Here is a 14,362-nt window from a genome sequence, read left to right on the forward strand (position 1 = left end):
CTTCTACTTTCTATTAATTTTAGGATATTGTATTCTTTCATGATAAGCTGCTTTTAAAACTTTTAAGAATGCCTGTACTAAAGTTTCAATATCTTTTAAATTAATTTCACATTCATATAATTGATTATCATCTATCTTATACTTTATTAAATATCTTATGGTATTTTCTATACCTTCTTTACTCTTATCAGTTGATGCTCTAACTGCTGCTTCTACTGTATCTGCCAACATTACTATAGCTGATTCTTTTGTTTGTGGTCTAGGTCCTGCATATCTAAAATCTGTTTCACTTATATTTTCCCCTGTTTCAACTGCCTTATAATAAAAATATTGCACCATTGTTGTCCCATGATGTTGTATTATTATATCCAACACTTCTTGTGGCAAGCCATATTGTTTTCCTAAAATATATCCATCTCTAGGATGAGAAGTTAAAATTAAAGAACTAAGCGAAGGCTTCAATTCATCATGCAAATTACTTAGACCTCCTTGATTTTCAACAAAATAAATTGGTCTTTTTAATTTACCTATATCATGATAATATGCCCCAACTCTAGCGAGTATAGGGTTTGCTCCTATTGCTTCTGCAGCTTGTTCTGCTAGTGCTCCTACCATTACACTATGATAAAAAGTTCCGGGAGCTTCAAGTAGTAATCTTTTAAGTAATGGTGATGAATAATCTCCTATTTCTAAAAGTTTTATGTCTGTTAATATTGAAAAGGCATTTTCAAAATATGGCATAATACCTAAACAAATCATACCTGTTAAAAAACCAGAGATTATAGAAAAAGTCAATATTATTGTCATCAACTTCAAATCATAGTTATAAACTGCTGAATATATAATAGCAAAAATAGCTTGTAATGCTCCTACTTTAAATCCATTTTTTACTAATTCCATTCTATTAGTTATTTTTGAATTATTATACATTGCTACCAATGATACTATCATCATAGCTATGAACCATTCCAAATTAGGTGCTAATAAATAGTTCGTCATTGCTGATATCGCTAATGAAAACATTTTATCAGTGGTTAGAATAGATGCAATTATTGATACAACTGCGAAAGGTATTAAATATAGCAAAGTATCTGATTTATTTATAGTTAATAAATAAATAAAATTAACAAAAAAGAAACTTATTAATGTTGGATAAAAACCTTTAGAATTAATACCTTTTTTCAAAAATTTTTTTCCACTTATATAAAATGAAATTGCTATCATCAAAGTGTATACTACCGTAAAAATATTTCTAACAGTTTTATCATAACCCGTAACAAGACCTAATACTTTTAATTGTTCATAAGCACTTGAGGTAATTTCATCACCTTTTTTAAGAATAAAATCTCCTTTTTTTATAACTATAGTATTATTCTTTAAAGCCTTTATATTATTTTCAATTTTTAATTTTGTTTCTTCTTCATTTATAACTAAATTAGGTTTAACAAAATTCTTTATTAATTCTTTTTCATAGTCATCTAAAACTATTTGTTTTTTAGATAATATCTTTGTTAGATCTTCTGGAGATATAACTCCTTCTTCATATATTTTTGATAAAATATCTATTAAATATATGTGATATTTATTTCCACCATTTATACCAACACTAATCAAATCTTCTGTCTTTATATCTAAATTATTTGCATCTATAAATTCTCTAACTAATTTTTCATTTTTTAAATCTAAACTACTCAATTCTGTTAGAACTTTTGTAAATCTAGCTATTTCTTCCTTTTCGACATCTTCTTTTCTATTATATTCAGGCTTTGTATTCTTTAAAATTTTGCTTTTTAAATCTTTATCTAAAATGTCTTTTTCATATTTAATTGTTTTATATGCAATAACATCATGTTTAGCCTGAGTCCCTATTATATATTCATTTTTATTTTTGTAATATATAAAAAGGGCAGAAAAAAACATAAATATTAACAAAAATATGGATATTTTAAAATTATATCTGTCATATATATTTCCTTTTTTAATTTCTTCTATGTCTTCCTGCTTTTTTATACTTAACTCAAATTTATTTCCAAAAAAATTAAATTCCATAAGTCCTTCTCCAACTTCTATTTGTTAAATTATATCATATAGAAATGCAATTGTCTATTTAAGACTTATAAATAAATAACTGAAAAATTTGCATTTCTTTCACCTATTTAAAATGCTAAAATAACTAAGATTATTTATACAAAGAACTGAATTTGGCTTATTGACTTGCTAAAAATGTTGTTATATAATCGTGATAATCAAAAATAAAGAGGAGAAATAAGATGAAAAAACTATTATTAATTTTAACAATGTCTTTTGCATTATCAACTTTTGCACATGGCAATCATGCTGATGTTAAATTAGAAAATGCAACTACTTATCATTCAGTAAATTCTGCTTTAAATACTACATTAAGCATTGGAACTCATGAAGGAGAACTACATGCTCTTATAGGTGATTTTGGTTTAGTTGATATAGAAAAAACAAGTACTGGATATGAAACAGCTAACAAATTAATAACTATAACTACATATGGTAAAAATGCTTACCTAGAAGCTAAATTCCTATTATTCGATAGAGCTGATTATGCACCTGAAAAATTTGAAAAAGAAATGCATTTCCATTCATACAACGCTGGTTTCCCACACACACACATTGATTTCTTAAATAAAGACTATACTGAAGTTAGATTACAAGAAAATGAAAATCTTACTTTTAAAGGTAAAATGGTTGTAAATGAAGAAACAAAAGATAGAATTTTCACTGAAGAAAAAGGTAGATTTACTATTATTCTATTTGGAAAATATGACGATAAAAAGACAATGTCTAACAAATTAACAAGAACTGGTATGTTAATCTTAAATATGAATTTATCTGAATAAAGATTTGGCTGTATTACATAATACAGCCCCTTTTTTTATATAAATTTTTTTCATTATTATACCCATTTTTTTAATTTTAAAAGATAATTATGTAAAATTTCATAAGAAGCTAAACTAATATAAAAATCAATTTGTCTAATACTCTATTAATTTAAAACATTTAATTAATGCATGAATAGTTTCACATTTTAACTAATTAAAAAAAATGCACCTTTTACAAGGTGCATAAATATTAGTTTTGTTAAGAGTTTACTATCCTAATGCTTTAACTTTTAACGATAATCTTGACTTTGTTCTTGAAGCAGTATTTTTCTTTAATACTCCTTTAGTAACTGATTTATCTAATTCTTTGAAAGCTACAGACAATGCTGCTTTAGCATCTTCTATATTTTTTTCTTCAATAGCTAATAAAACTTTTTTTACGAAAGTTTTAACTCTGCTTCTTATAGCTTGATTTCTAAGTCTATTTCTTTCTCCTAAAACAATTCTTTTTTTAGATGATTTAGTATGTGCCATTATTCCTCCTTTATAAGCTTCAATTAATACCTTAACATAATAACACTTTTTTATATAAAAATCAAGTATTTGTTTACTTAAATTTCTTCTATTTCACAAATAGATTTTACTATTAAATCTGCTTCTTGTTTCACATTTTCTGGAGCATGATGCATACAAATAGAATAATCTGCTTCTTTAAACATTTCTACATCATTACCTGAATCTCCTAATGCTATAATGTCAAGCTTATCAATTTCTTTTATTTTTTTTATTGCTACTCCTTTTGATAAATTTTTTGAACAAACTTCTATTCTTGTTTTTGCTGTTTTAAAAATTGATAAATCTTCAAAATTTTCTTTTAGCCTTTTTAATATTTCATCACATTCTTCTGCCTTTGGTCTTATATTTACCTTATATATTTTTAAACCTTTCAACAGTCCATACGGATTATGTACACAAATAAGTTCCATATTCCATAAAGATTTTGGATTTTCATGATTAAAATTTCCTATCCTTTTTTCTCCATCTAAAGCATCAAATATCAGATTATTTTCTTGTAAAAATTTGTATAATCTTTCTAAGATATCTTCATCTATATGTTTTTCAAAAATTAGTTCATCATCTTTTTGAATTTGTGCTCCATTAAAGGCTATTTTATAGCTAAATTTAAGATTATTATTTTTTTCAATATATTTAATTTCTTTCAATGATCTTCCAGTTGCAACACCTATTAAATATTTTTCTTGAAACTCTCTCATCTTTTCAAGATCTTTTTTATATATTTCAACTGAATTTTGTAATAAAGTTCCATCTAAATCTGTAATTATTAATTTTTTCATTAGTCTTCTAATCCTAGTATATCTATTATTTCCATTTTTAACACTTGTGCATGTGCACCATATATTGATTGCACTTGCATACCATTTTCTGTAACACCCATTGCTTTAAATTCTTTTTTTATTCTTTCTTTATCTACAATGCTTTTATCTTTAACATCAATTCTAAGTCTTGTAATACAAGCATCTACAGATACAATATTATCCTTTCCACCATAACATTCTATCAAACCTAATGCTTGTTCATGTTTATCCATCTTAGTCTTATTTTTTTCATCTTTTAAAGTTTTTAAGCCATATTTGCTTCTTGCTTCTTCCTTTGTAGAAATATGTATATCTTCGATATTTCCTTCTCTTCCTGGTGTCTTATAATCAAATTTTAAAATCATAAACTTAAATACAAAGTAATAAACGATGAAACATACAACACCTGCTATAGGTAATAAATACCATTTTGTTCTTGTTCCTTGTAAAACTCCATAAATTATGAAATTTATTAATCCATGACCTGTTGGTGTAAGAAAAGCTGCTCCCATAATATGCATAGCTAATAATGTTAATCCTGCTAAAAATGCATGTACAGCATATAGCATTGGTGCAACAAATAGGAAAGTAAATTCCAATGGTTCTGTAATTCCAGTTAAGAATGAAGTTCCTGCAGCTGCAAATAATAAAGAGGCAACCATTTTTTTATTTTCTTTTTTAGCAGTCTTATACATAGCATATGCTGCTCCTGGTAAACCAAACATGTTGTATACAAATTTTCCAGAACTAAATCTTGTAATATTTGGATCTATTTTTGTATTTGCATCTCCTATTGAAGCCATATATGCATTAATTGTTCCACATACTGTTTTACCATTGATAACAAAAGTACCACCTAATTCTGTTGTTCTAATTGGCCAATTTAAACCATGATGTAGTCCAAATGGAAGTAAGAATCTTTCAGCTAATGCATATAGGAAAGTTCCAATATATCCAGATTTAAGAATCATTACTGATACAAAATTTATTCCATGTTGTACAGTTGGCCAAATTACAAACATAATACTTGCAACTATTGCCATTGCTGGCATTACAATGATAGGTACAAATCTAGGTCCACTAAAGAATCCTATTACTTGTGGTAATTGTACATTAAGTGCTTTTTTATGTACATAATATGCTACAACACCTACTATTAATCCTCCAAACACATTCAAATCCATTGTTTGAATACCTAATACTTTTGTTTGCATGCTTTGTGCCATCAATTGACTTACTTGAGCTTTAGTCAAACCATCACTAACAACTAATGTATTTGTTACTTTTAACAAAAAGTTCATTATATAATGGAAAGATAAAAATCCTAATACTGCTGATAGAGCAGCTGAACCTTTTTCTTTTTTTGCTAATCCTACACAAACACCTACAGCAAACATAAGCGGTAAATTTTTAAATGCTACATCTCCTAATGTAACTAATAATTTCATAAATATTTGTAAAAATTTAACATCTAAAAATGAGTACATTTTTATTGTATTTGAATTTGTAAAAGCCGATCCTATTCCTTTTAATATTCCTGCTGCTGGTAGTACAGATACTGGTAATAAAAAACTTCTACCAAATTTTTCGAATGCTACTACTACTTTGTTACGTTCCATGCTTTCAATGCCTCCTATTTATTTCTTATATGGATAGTATAACCTACATATTCAAAATGTCCATTATATTTGCCATTTTTGACTTATAATAAAAAAAATGCCTATTATAGTAATTTTTTACTAAATCGACATTATTAATTTTTCTATTATTAAAGTAGCTGCTAAATGTAGCATTAATCTTGATCTTATCCTTTTTCTTTCAATTCTTGTATTATAAACAGTTATTAATGTATCACTTAAATTTGCTAAACTATTATTACTCAAAGAACATATACCTGCTATTCTTGCTCCCTTCATCTTTGTGTTTAATAGCATTTTATTTATCTCACTGTCTTCACCACTTAATGAAAAATCTACAATCAAATCATTTTGATCTATTATATCAGGTATAGTTTGTATTGCATATTTTTCAATATAATCATTTGCCCAAAAGCCCAACAATTTAAGTTGTCTATTAAATTCTATGCATACCTGTGAACTCATTCCTATCCCTATACAAAATATTCTTTTTGCCCTTTTTATTTCTGATATAATTTGTTCTAATTTTTCATCAGTAATTAGTGATAAGGTTTTTTCAAAATCTTTTTTTATATTATTTTTAAAAATATCAATAGTTTTATTATTTTTCAATACCTCTTCATGTTCTGAATTAATTAAAGCAAATTTGAATTGATTAAAAGAATCATAACCTATTTTTTTGCAAGCTCTAATTATTGTCGATGATGAAATATACAAACTTTCTTCTATTATTTTTATTTTTAATTCTTTTTTATTTTTGAAACCCAGAACATAGTCAATAACTTGTTTTTCACTGTCTGATAATTTTTTATAGTTTTCTGTTATTTTTTCAATAATATTAGTCATCATTTACCACCAGTGCATTTTTCGCACAACCCTTTAATATAAAATTGAACTGTGTCTATTTTTATATTTTCTAAAATTTTAATATTTATGCCCTTTATATCAAAATCAAAATCACATATTTTATTGCAATTCAGACATTTAAAATGCCCATGAGGTTGTGGAAGTGCATCATATCGCACTTCCTTTCCCTCTATGGCTATTTCATTAACTATACCTTTTTTTACAAATAATTTTAATGTATTATAGATAGTTGTCTTAGATAAAGTAGGTATTTTATTTGAAAGGCTTAGATAAATCATATCAACACTAGGATGATTTTTAGCTAAAAGTAAATAATTAAGTATTTCAACTCTTTGTATTGATAACTTTATATTATTTTCAATAAGTATATCTTTTGCCCTCAATTAAAATTCACTCCTATCTAAAACTTCCAATAGCATTATTTATGAAATAATTTGCTGCATTATCTATATCATAACTTTTTAAATTAAGCATTCTATTTTTTCCTAATGGCATACCATATCCATAATCATTACTATATCTAACAACCTTATCAGAAATAATACTATTTCCATTAAATAAGAAAAATCTTACTTCTAACATTTCTTTTCCTGAATAGTTATCGTTATAATAACTATATTCTTCTTTATATGTTAAATCATAACTAGGATTATATTCTGTTCTTGTGTAACCTTTGCTGAAAAGTAATCTTTCTATCAAAGATTCTCTACTAAATTTTTCGGCATATAATTTGTATGTTTTTGATTTATAATTATAATCATTCAAATTATTTTCCATTCTTTTAGCTAAATCATAGCTTCCTTTATAATTATTAATCACATTATGTGCTTCATAGAAATATTTAGCAGCCATCATATAATCTCCTTTTGCTTGATAAATACAAGCTTTTTGGAAATATTCTTCTGCTTTATTTTCCTTTATTCTATTATTTAAATTTTCAATATATACATCTATATCTCTAATTCTGCTATTATATTCATAATATTTATTATATAAAGCACGAGCTTCTTTGAACTTCATTAAAGCTGTATTATAGTCATTCATAGAATAATAACTTTTTGCTACTTCATATAGCTTATTTGCCATTTGTATATCAAGTTCTCTTTGTAATTCTTTATATTTTGTTTTTGCTCCTCTATAATCGCTATAAAAATCACTATAAGCTATATAACAAGACTTATAATAATCAATTGCTTTTTGAATACTTGTTGTATTTTCAGCTAATTTATAATATTTATCTGCAATAGCTTTTGAAATATTTTTATACATATTTGCATATTTAGAATAAGGTATTCTTATTTCCTTCATATCACATCTTATTGCTTCCATAGAGTCAACTTCATTTTTTTCATATCCATTTGCTAAATTACTAGTTATCTTATATTCCAAAGTATTTGCTAATCTATCTACTGTATTTTTATTTAAATTAACCATTTGTTGTGATAATTCAGGTACTTTAGTATTTATCATATAACCTATTGCAAAAGCATCATACATAGTTGAAATATTTGGATTATTTTCTGCATTAGCATAAAAATTATCAATTATTTTCATTCTATTCAAAATTTCTTGTTTTTCTTCTAATTTCAAATTACTATATTTACCATTTTCTAGTAAACTTAAACTTGTTTTTACACTTTCTCTATATTCTCCTCTTTCAAATTGACTTTTTGCAATTTGACCAGCACATGAAAAAAGTAATAATAACATTGAAAAATAAAACACAATTTTTTTAAACATAACTTTTCCCCTCTTTACATTTTATCTACTGTTTTAATTCCTAATAATGCCAAACTCTTTTTCAAAGCTTCCCCAACCTTTTCTGATAAAAGTATACGAGAATTTCTTAATTCTTCTGATGAAGCTGTCAATATTTTTTCATTATTGTAAAAACTATTAAATTTTTTAGCTAAATCATAAACATAATCTGCTATTACATTAGGTTTTTTTGTTTCATAAGCTTTAATAACTGCTGTAGGTAATTTTAATATTGTAGAAACTAAATCTCTTTCTGCTTCAGTTGAAGATTCTACTAAAACTTTTGCATTTTCATCTATCTTATCAACTTTATTTAATATAGACTTAATTCTAACATAAGTATATTGTAAATATGGACCTGTATTACCTTCAAAACTTAAAACCTTATCCCATTCAAATAAAATAGGTGAAGTTCTATTTTGACTTAAATCAAAATATTTTATTGCACAAACTCCAACAGCTTCAGAAATTTTATCTCTTTCTTCTTCTGAAAGATTAGGATTTTTTTCGTCAACCACTTTCTTAACTTCTTCTTTTGCTTGATCTAATAAATCTGTAAGTCTTATTACATTTCCACCTCTTGATGAAAAAATCATTCCATTTCCAAATCTCATAATTCCAAATTGTGTATGGTGTTTTTCATATTCATATAAACCACCTAATAATCTTGAAATTTCAAATACTTGTTTAAAATGACCTGCTTGTCTTTCATCAACAACATATAAGGCAATGTCAACATTCAATTTTTCTTTTCTATATTTTATAGTTGCTAAATCTGAAGTTGAGTACAAGAAACTACCATCCTTTTTTTGAACTATGCAAGGTGGTAATTTATTTTCATCAAAGAATACTACTAAAGCTCCGTCATCTTCCTTAGCCAAACCTTTTTGTCTCAAATCATCTAATACTTTTGGCATCATTTCGTTATAAAATGACTCACCATTAACTAATTCAAAATGGATATCAAGTCTATCATAAACCTTTTGATATTCTTTCATTGAGTAAGTTATAAATTCCTTCCACAATGCTAAATTAACTGGATCTCCTATTTGAACTTTTCTTAATTCTTCTCTTGCTTCTTCTTCTAAGCTAGGATCTTTTTTAGATTCTGTTGAAAATAAAACATATAGCCTTTCTAATTCTTCTATTGCATTTTTTTCATATGCTTCTTTATTTAACCATTTATTATATGCAACTATAAGTTTACCAAATTGTGTACCCCAGTCTCCTATATGATTATCTCCATAAACTTTAAATCCTATTTCTTCATAAATCTTTTTTAAAGCATCTCCTATTATTGTAGATCTCAAATGTCCAACGTGCATTCTTTTTGCAATATTTGGTGATGAATAATCTATTGCTACTATTCTGCTTGTATCTATTCCATATTCAAATTTTTCACTTCCAAATCTTGTTATTTCTTCATTTAATTTTTCATCTGAAACATATATATTTATAAAGCCAGGACCAGCTAATTCAATTTTCTTTATTATTCCCATACCATCAAATTGTTCTACTAATTCTTTAGCAATTTCCCTTGGATTTTTACCTATTTTTTTTGAATTAACCATAGCAAAATTCGTTTGAAAATCTCCAAATTCTTTTTTTGTAGAATTTTGTAAATCTTTTTTTTCAATTTCTACATTAAATATTTTTTTTATATTTTCATTTAACACATCAAATACTTGATTTATAAGTAATTTCATCTATTTCCTCCAAACCTTATTTACTTAAATTATACTATAATTTTTAATTTTGTGTCAATTATTATAACTTATCTATTACAGTTGTTGCTAAACCTAAGAAAAGGAAAAATCCACATACATCTGTAACTGTAGTTAATATTACTGCTGACGCCATAGCAGGGTCTATATTTATAGCTTGCAAGCCTATAGGTATTAGATAGCCTACTAAACAAGCTATTATACAATTTCCTATCATAGATAATAAAATAACAATTCCTAAATAAACATTATGAAAAGCAACTGCTATTATAATTCCACAAAAAAGACCTAATACTAAACCATTTATAAAGCCTAATACAATATATTTTATTGAAATCATCAAATTTTCATTACCATCATATTCTCCCAATGCTATTGATCTAATTGTTACAGCCAATGCTTGAGTCCCTGCATTACCACCCATACCACTAACTATTGGCATGGTTACAGCCAAAGCAACAACTTTATCTACTGTATTTTGAAAAATTCCAACTGTAAATGATGCTAAAAATGCTGTAAGTAAATTTATAAATAACCATGGTAACCTTTTCTTTATAGATTCATAAAGACCTGTATAAATATCTTCATCATCACCTGTACTTGCCAATTTTAGCATATCTTCTGTATGTTCTTCTTGAATTACATCTACAACATCATCTATTGTAATTATTCCCATTAAAGCCATTTTATCACTAACTACAGGCACAACTTTCAAACTATATTTTGAAACTAATAAGGCAACCTCTTCTTGGTCAACCATAGGTTTTACATATTTAAAATTTTCATTTGTTATTTCTTCCAATATGGTATCATCTGATGATCCAAGTATATCTCTTAAGTCCGCTTCTCCCATTAAAGACCCATCAACATCTAAAACAAATATTGTTTCAATATATTCTGTCTTAGGACCAATAATTTTAATTTTTTCTAAAATATCCTTTATCTTCAAATCTTTTTTAAATGCAATAAATTGTGTTGTCATTATACCACCAGCACTGTCTGTTTCATACCCTAAAAGTTCTCTTAATTTATTTGCATCGGATCTTTTCATATTATTTAGTAAATTTTTTCTCTTTTGGAAATTAATATATCCCAATATATCAACAATATCATCTGGTGACATATGTGAAAAAATATCTAGCACATCATCTTCTGGCAAAAGTTCAACTATCCTCTTTTGTATGTCCTCATCTGCCTCTTCTAATATCGCAGCTTTTTCTTCATCTGTCATAGCATTCAAAATTTTCAACAAATCTTCATCTTTGTCAATTTCTTCAAATGATTCTGCAATATCTACATCATGATGCTCTTCTAAGTATTCATGTAATTTTTCATTATCATCTATATGCCTTAATTCCTGTGCCAATTCTTCTCTGCTTATATTCTCATCTTCATCTATTTCTTTATTATCTACATCTGATAATCTAGCTTTTATCTCTTGCTTCAATTCTTCAACTTCTTTGTTACTAAGTTTTTCCACATCGCACCTCCTTTTTTATTGTACATATAGTATAACAAAAAAAGAAAGATATATCCATTTAAAATTGGACTTTTTTTTTATTTTATGCTACAATTTGTAAAAATATATGTATTTTTATGGAGGAAAAACAAATGGCAAAACAAAAGTATGAAAGAAGTAAGCCCCATGTAAACATAGGGACAATAGGCCATGTAGACCATGGTAAGACAACAACAACAGCAGCAATATCAAAAGTATTAGCAGCAAAAGGATTGGCACAAAAGGTAGATTTTGAAAATATCGACCAAGCCCCAGAAGAAAGAGAAAGAGGAATAACAATCAACACTGCTCACATAGAATATGAATCAGAAACAAGACACTATGCACACGTAGACTGTCCAGGGCATGCTGACTATGTAAAGAACATGATAACAGGAGCAGCACAAATGGATGGAGCAATTCTAGTAGTATCAGCAGCAGATGGACCAATGCCACAAACAAGAGAACACATCTTGTTGGCAAGACAAGTAGGAGTACCTTACATAGTAGTATTCTTAAATAAGGTAGATATGGTTGATGATGAAGAATTACTAGAATTAGTAGAAATGGAAGTAAGAGAATTATTAACTGAATATGGATTCCCAGGAGATGAAATACCAGTAATAAAAGGATCAGCATTAAAAGCCTTAGAAGGAGATGCAAAAGCAGAAGAACAAATCTTAGAATTAATTAAGGCAGTAGATGACTACATTCCAACACCAAATAGACCAATAGACGAACCATTCTTGATGCCAATAGAAGATGTTATGACAATAACAGGAAGAGGAACAGTAGTAACAGGAAGAGTAGAAAGAGGAGTTGTAAAAGTTGGGGATGAAGTAGAAATAGTAGGAATCAAGCCAACATCAAAAACAACAGTAACAGGAATAGAAATGTTCAGAAAATTATTAGACCAAGGACAAGCAGGGGATAATATAGGAGCATTACTAAGAGGAGTTAAGAAAGAAGAAGTAGAAAGAGGACAAGTATTAGCAAAACCAGGAACAATAACACCACATACAGAATTCAAGGGAGAAATATATGTTCTAACAAAAGAAGAAGGTGGAAGACATACACCATTCTTCACAGGATACAAACCACAATTCTACTTTAGAACAACAGATATAACAGGAGAAGTACAATTACCAGAAGGAGTAGAAATGGTAATGCCTGGAGATAATGTATCAGTAGAAGTAAAATTAATACACCCAATTGCAATGGAACCAGGATTAAGATTTGCAATAAGAGAAGGTGGAAGAACAGTTGCTTCTGGAGTTGTTGCTAAAATTGATAAATAAAAATAATAAATTTAATAAGTGAGATTATACAAATCTCACTTATTTTTTATAAAAAAAAACAGCAAAAGCTGTTTTATTTTATACTAAAAATTATATTTGAATTATCTGTAATTTCTAAGGTATATATTAAATTATTTTTATACTTCAATTGTGATGAATTTTTATTTTTATCTACTGTTAATAGTAATTCAGAACATATTTTCTTACTTTCTATTTCATCTATATTTTTATCAGAAACACAAATTAAAGTAGTAATAATATTTTCCACAGTAGGCATATTCGCCTCATTTACATTGAAAATACTTGCATACAAGGCACTTACATTTATTCCCTCATAATGGATTAAATATTCTGAATTTTTCAAATTATTTATACTCATTTTATAATAAGTCTTATTATCATATTTTATTAAGGAAAATTTACTAATTTCTATATTTGATTTTTTAGTTTCTACTTTAAATTTTTCAATTGTATCTTCTAATAATTCCGATTTGAAATTTCCTTTTTTTATATTTGCTATATTAATGCCATTTTTATCGTTTATATTATTTAATTTCCATAGTTGAAATACTATTAAAGAACTCACTAAAATAATAACTATAAGAAAACTAAAATATAAGTACTTTTTCAAATATTTCACCTCATATCTTACAATATTCTAAAAAAGCTAGTTTTCACTAGCTTTAATTTATTTTTCAATTTTTGTATATGGTAATAAAGCAATTTGTCTTGCTCTTTTTATTTCTTTTGCTACTTTTCTTTGAAGTTTTGCATCAAGACCTGTTACTCTTGCTGGAGATATCTTACCTTTATCATTCATAAAGTTTTTCAATAATTCAACATTCTTATAACTTAATTCTTCTATTTTAAATTTTACCTTTGGTCTTCTTTTTCTTCTTTTAAATTCAGCAACTGGTTTCATTTTTACCTCCTTTTAAAATGGAAAATCTTCACCATCATCTGAATCTTCATCCATTGTAGTTTCATAATCCATAGTATCATCATTTCTAGTACTATTTGTTGAACTACCATTAGCCATACTTTCTATAAAGTCTGCCTTATCTACAACTATATCAAATGAAGTTCTTTTTTCACCATTAACTTCATATGTACCTGTATTAATTCTTCCTTGTATTAAAATTTTTTGCCCTTTTTTAAAATAATTTGCAATAAATTCTGCTCTTTTATCCCAAGCAACACAATTTATAAAATCTACTCCGTCTTTAACAAAATCTTTTTTTACTGCTATAGAAAATCTGCTATATGTTTTACCAGATGATGTTTGCTTTAATTCAGGATCCTTTGTTAGTCTCCCCATCAAACCTACATAATTCATATTAGTCCACCTTTCT

At 26.7% G+C, this 14,362-nt stretch carries 14 protein-coding genes; 2 read left to right on the plus strand and 12 right to left on the minus strand.

What is annotated here, in order from left to right; translation table 11 throughout:
* Nucleotides 1-3 precede the first annotated feature (3 nt).
* Entirely contained in the window at nt 4-2,049 is a 2,046-nt protein-coding gene (locus AWT65_RS01260) for an HD family phosphohydrolase (protein ID WP_066728536.1), read from the minus strand.
* A gap of 221 nt (nt 2,050-2,270) precedes the next feature.
* Between AWT65_RS01260 and AWT65_RS01265 the strand changes: the two genes are divergently transcribed.
* On the plus strand, nt 2,271-2,870 hold the full coding sequence (locus AWT65_RS01265; RefSeq protein WP_066728538.1) for a hypothetical protein: 600 nt from the start codon (nt 2,271-2,273) through the stop codon (nt 2,868-2,870).
* Between the two features lie 252 nt (nt 2,871-3,122).
* Here AWT65_RS01265 and rpsT read toward each other — a convergent pair whose 3' ends face one another.
* The 8 genes from rpsT to mgtE form a co-directional block, all read right to left on the minus strand.
* A complete protein-coding gene (rpsT, locus tag AWT65_RS01270) occupies nt 3,123-3,386 on the minus strand; it encodes a 30S ribosomal protein S20 (RefSeq protein ID WP_066728540.1) in 264 nt (87 codons plus the stop codon).
* A 77-nt stretch (nt 3,387-3,463) separates the two neighbouring features.
* On the minus strand, nt 3,464-4,207 hold the full coding sequence (locus AWT65_RS01275; RefSeq protein ID WP_066728542.1) for a Cof-type HAD-IIB family hydrolase: 744 nt from the start codon (nt 4,205-4,207) through the stop codon (nt 3,464-3,466).
* Complete coding sequence (locus tag AWT65_RS01280) at nt 4,207-5,847, minus strand: PTS transporter subunit EIIC (protein ID WP_066728544.1); 1,641 nt, start codon at nt 5,845-5,847, stop codon at nt 4,207-4,209. Before AWT65_RS01280 ends, AWT65_RS01275 begins: the two co-directional genes overlap by 1 nt.
* Before the next feature lie 120 nt (nt 5,848-5,967).
* Nucleotides 5,968-6,711, minus strand: a complete 744-nt coding sequence (locus tag AWT65_RS01285; protein WP_066728546.1) for a MurR/RpiR family transcriptional regulator — start codon at nt 6,709-6,711, stop codon at nt 5,968-5,970.
* Nucleotides 6,711-7,115 carry a Fur family transcriptional regulator gene (locus AWT65_RS01290; RefSeq protein ID WP_066728548.1) on the minus strand — a complete coding sequence of 135 codons (405 nt, stop codon included), beginning with the start codon at nt 7,113-7,115 and terminating at the stop codon, nt 6,711-6,713. Before AWT65_RS01290 ends, AWT65_RS01285 begins: the two co-directional genes overlap by 1 nt.
* A gap of 13 nt (nt 7,116-7,128) precedes the next feature.
* The gene (locus AWT65_RS01295) at nt 7,129-8,472 is read right to left on the minus strand and encodes a hypothetical protein (protein ID WP_066728550.1); all 1,344 of its coding nucleotides are present in this window, start codon (nt 8,470-8,472) and stop codon (nt 7,129-7,131) included.
* Nucleotides 8,473-8,486: 14 nt separating this feature from the next.
* Nucleotides 8,487-10,196, minus strand: a complete 1,710-nt coding sequence (gene argS, locus AWT65_RS01300; protein WP_066728552.1) for an arginine--tRNA ligase — start codon at nt 10,194-10,196, stop codon at nt 8,487-8,489.
* A gap of 61 nt (nt 10,197-10,257) precedes the next feature.
* Nucleotides 10,258-11,694 carry a magnesium transporter gene (mgtE, locus tag AWT65_RS01305; protein WP_232292779.1) on the minus strand — a complete coding sequence of 479 codons (1,437 nt, stop codon included), beginning with the start codon at nt 11,692-11,694 and terminating at the stop codon, nt 10,258-10,260.
* Nucleotides 11,695-11,825: 131 nt separating this feature from the next.
* On the opposite strand from mgtE, the gene tuf reads away from it, so the two are divergent.
* Nucleotides 11,826-13,010, plus strand: a complete 1,185-nt coding sequence (tuf, locus tag AWT65_RS01310; RefSeq protein WP_066728554.1) for an elongation factor Tu — start codon at nt 11,826-11,828, stop codon at nt 13,008-13,010.
* 73 nt (nt 13,011-13,083) lie between these two features.
* On the opposite strand, the gene AWT65_RS01315 is transcribed toward tuf, so the two are convergent.
* The 3 genes from AWT65_RS01315 to AWT65_RS01325 are packed head-to-tail and all read right to left on the minus strand — an operon-like array spanning nt 13,084 to nt 14,346.
* Complete coding sequence (locus tag AWT65_RS01315) at nt 13,084-13,641, minus strand: hypothetical protein (protein WP_066728558.1); 558 nt, start codon at nt 13,639-13,641, stop codon at nt 13,084-13,086.
* A gap of 57 nt (nt 13,642-13,698) precedes the next feature.
* A complete protein-coding gene (rpsR, locus tag AWT65_RS01320) occupies nt 13,699-13,932 on the minus strand; it encodes a 30S ribosomal protein S18 (protein ID WP_066728560.1) in 234 nt (77 codons plus the stop codon).
* 12 nt (nt 13,933-13,944) lie between these two features.
* A complete protein-coding gene (locus AWT65_RS01325) occupies nt 13,945-14,346 on the minus strand; it encodes a single-stranded DNA-binding protein (RefSeq protein WP_066728563.1) in 402 nt (133 codons plus the stop codon).
* Nucleotides 14,347-14,362 lie beyond the last annotated feature (16 nt).

The sequence above is a fragment of the Sneathia sanguinegens genome (genome assembly GCF_001517935.1).
GTDB classification, from domain to species: Bacteria; Fusobacteriota; Fusobacteriia; order Fusobacteriales; family Leptotrichiaceae; genus Sneathia; species Sneathia sanguinegens.

Excerpts from the sequence above, each read along its gene's own strand:
- AWT65_RS01260 (WP_066728536.1), bottom strand. The coding sequence starts at position 2,049 with ATGGAATTTAATTTTTTTGGAAATAAATTTGAGTTAAGTATAAAAAAG.
- AWT65_RS01325 (WP_066728563.1), bottom strand. The coding sequence starts at position 14,346 with ATGAATTATGTAGGTTTGATGGGGAGACTAACAAAGGATCCTGAATTA.
- argS (WP_066728552.1), bottom strand. The coding sequence starts at position 10,196 with ATGAAATTACTTATAAATCAAGTATTTGATGTGTTAAATGAAAATATA.
- rpsR (WP_066728560.1), bottom strand. The coding sequence starts at position 13,932 with ATGAAACCAGTTGCTGAATTTAAAAGAAGAAAAAGAAGACCAAAGGTA.
- AWT65_RS01265 (WP_066728538.1), top strand. The coding sequence starts at position 2,271 with ATGAAAAAACTATTATTAATTTTAACAATGTCTTTTGCATTATCAACT.
- tuf (WP_066728554.1), top strand. The coding sequence starts at position 11,826 with ATGGCAAAACAAAAGTATGAAAGAAGTAAGCCCCATGTAAACATAGGG.
- AWT65_RS01275 (WP_066728542.1), bottom strand. The coding sequence starts at position 4,207 with ATGAAAAAATTAATAATTACAGATTTAGATGGAACTTTATTACAAAAT.
- AWT65_RS01285 (WP_066728546.1), bottom strand. The coding sequence starts at position 6,711 with ATGACTAATATTATTGAAAAAATAACAGAAAACTATAAAAAATTATCA.
- AWT65_RS01295 (WP_066728550.1), bottom strand. The coding sequence starts at position 8,472 with ATGTTTAAAAAAATTGTGTTTTATTTTTCAATGTTATTATTACTTTTT.
- rpsT (WP_066728540.1), bottom strand. The coding sequence starts at position 3,386 with ATGGCACATACTAAATCATCTAAAAAAAGAATTGTTTTAGGAGAAAGA.
- AWT65_RS01280 (WP_066728544.1), bottom strand. The coding sequence starts at position 5,847 with ATGGAACGTAACAAAGTAGTAGTAGCATTCGAAAAATTTGGTAGAAGT.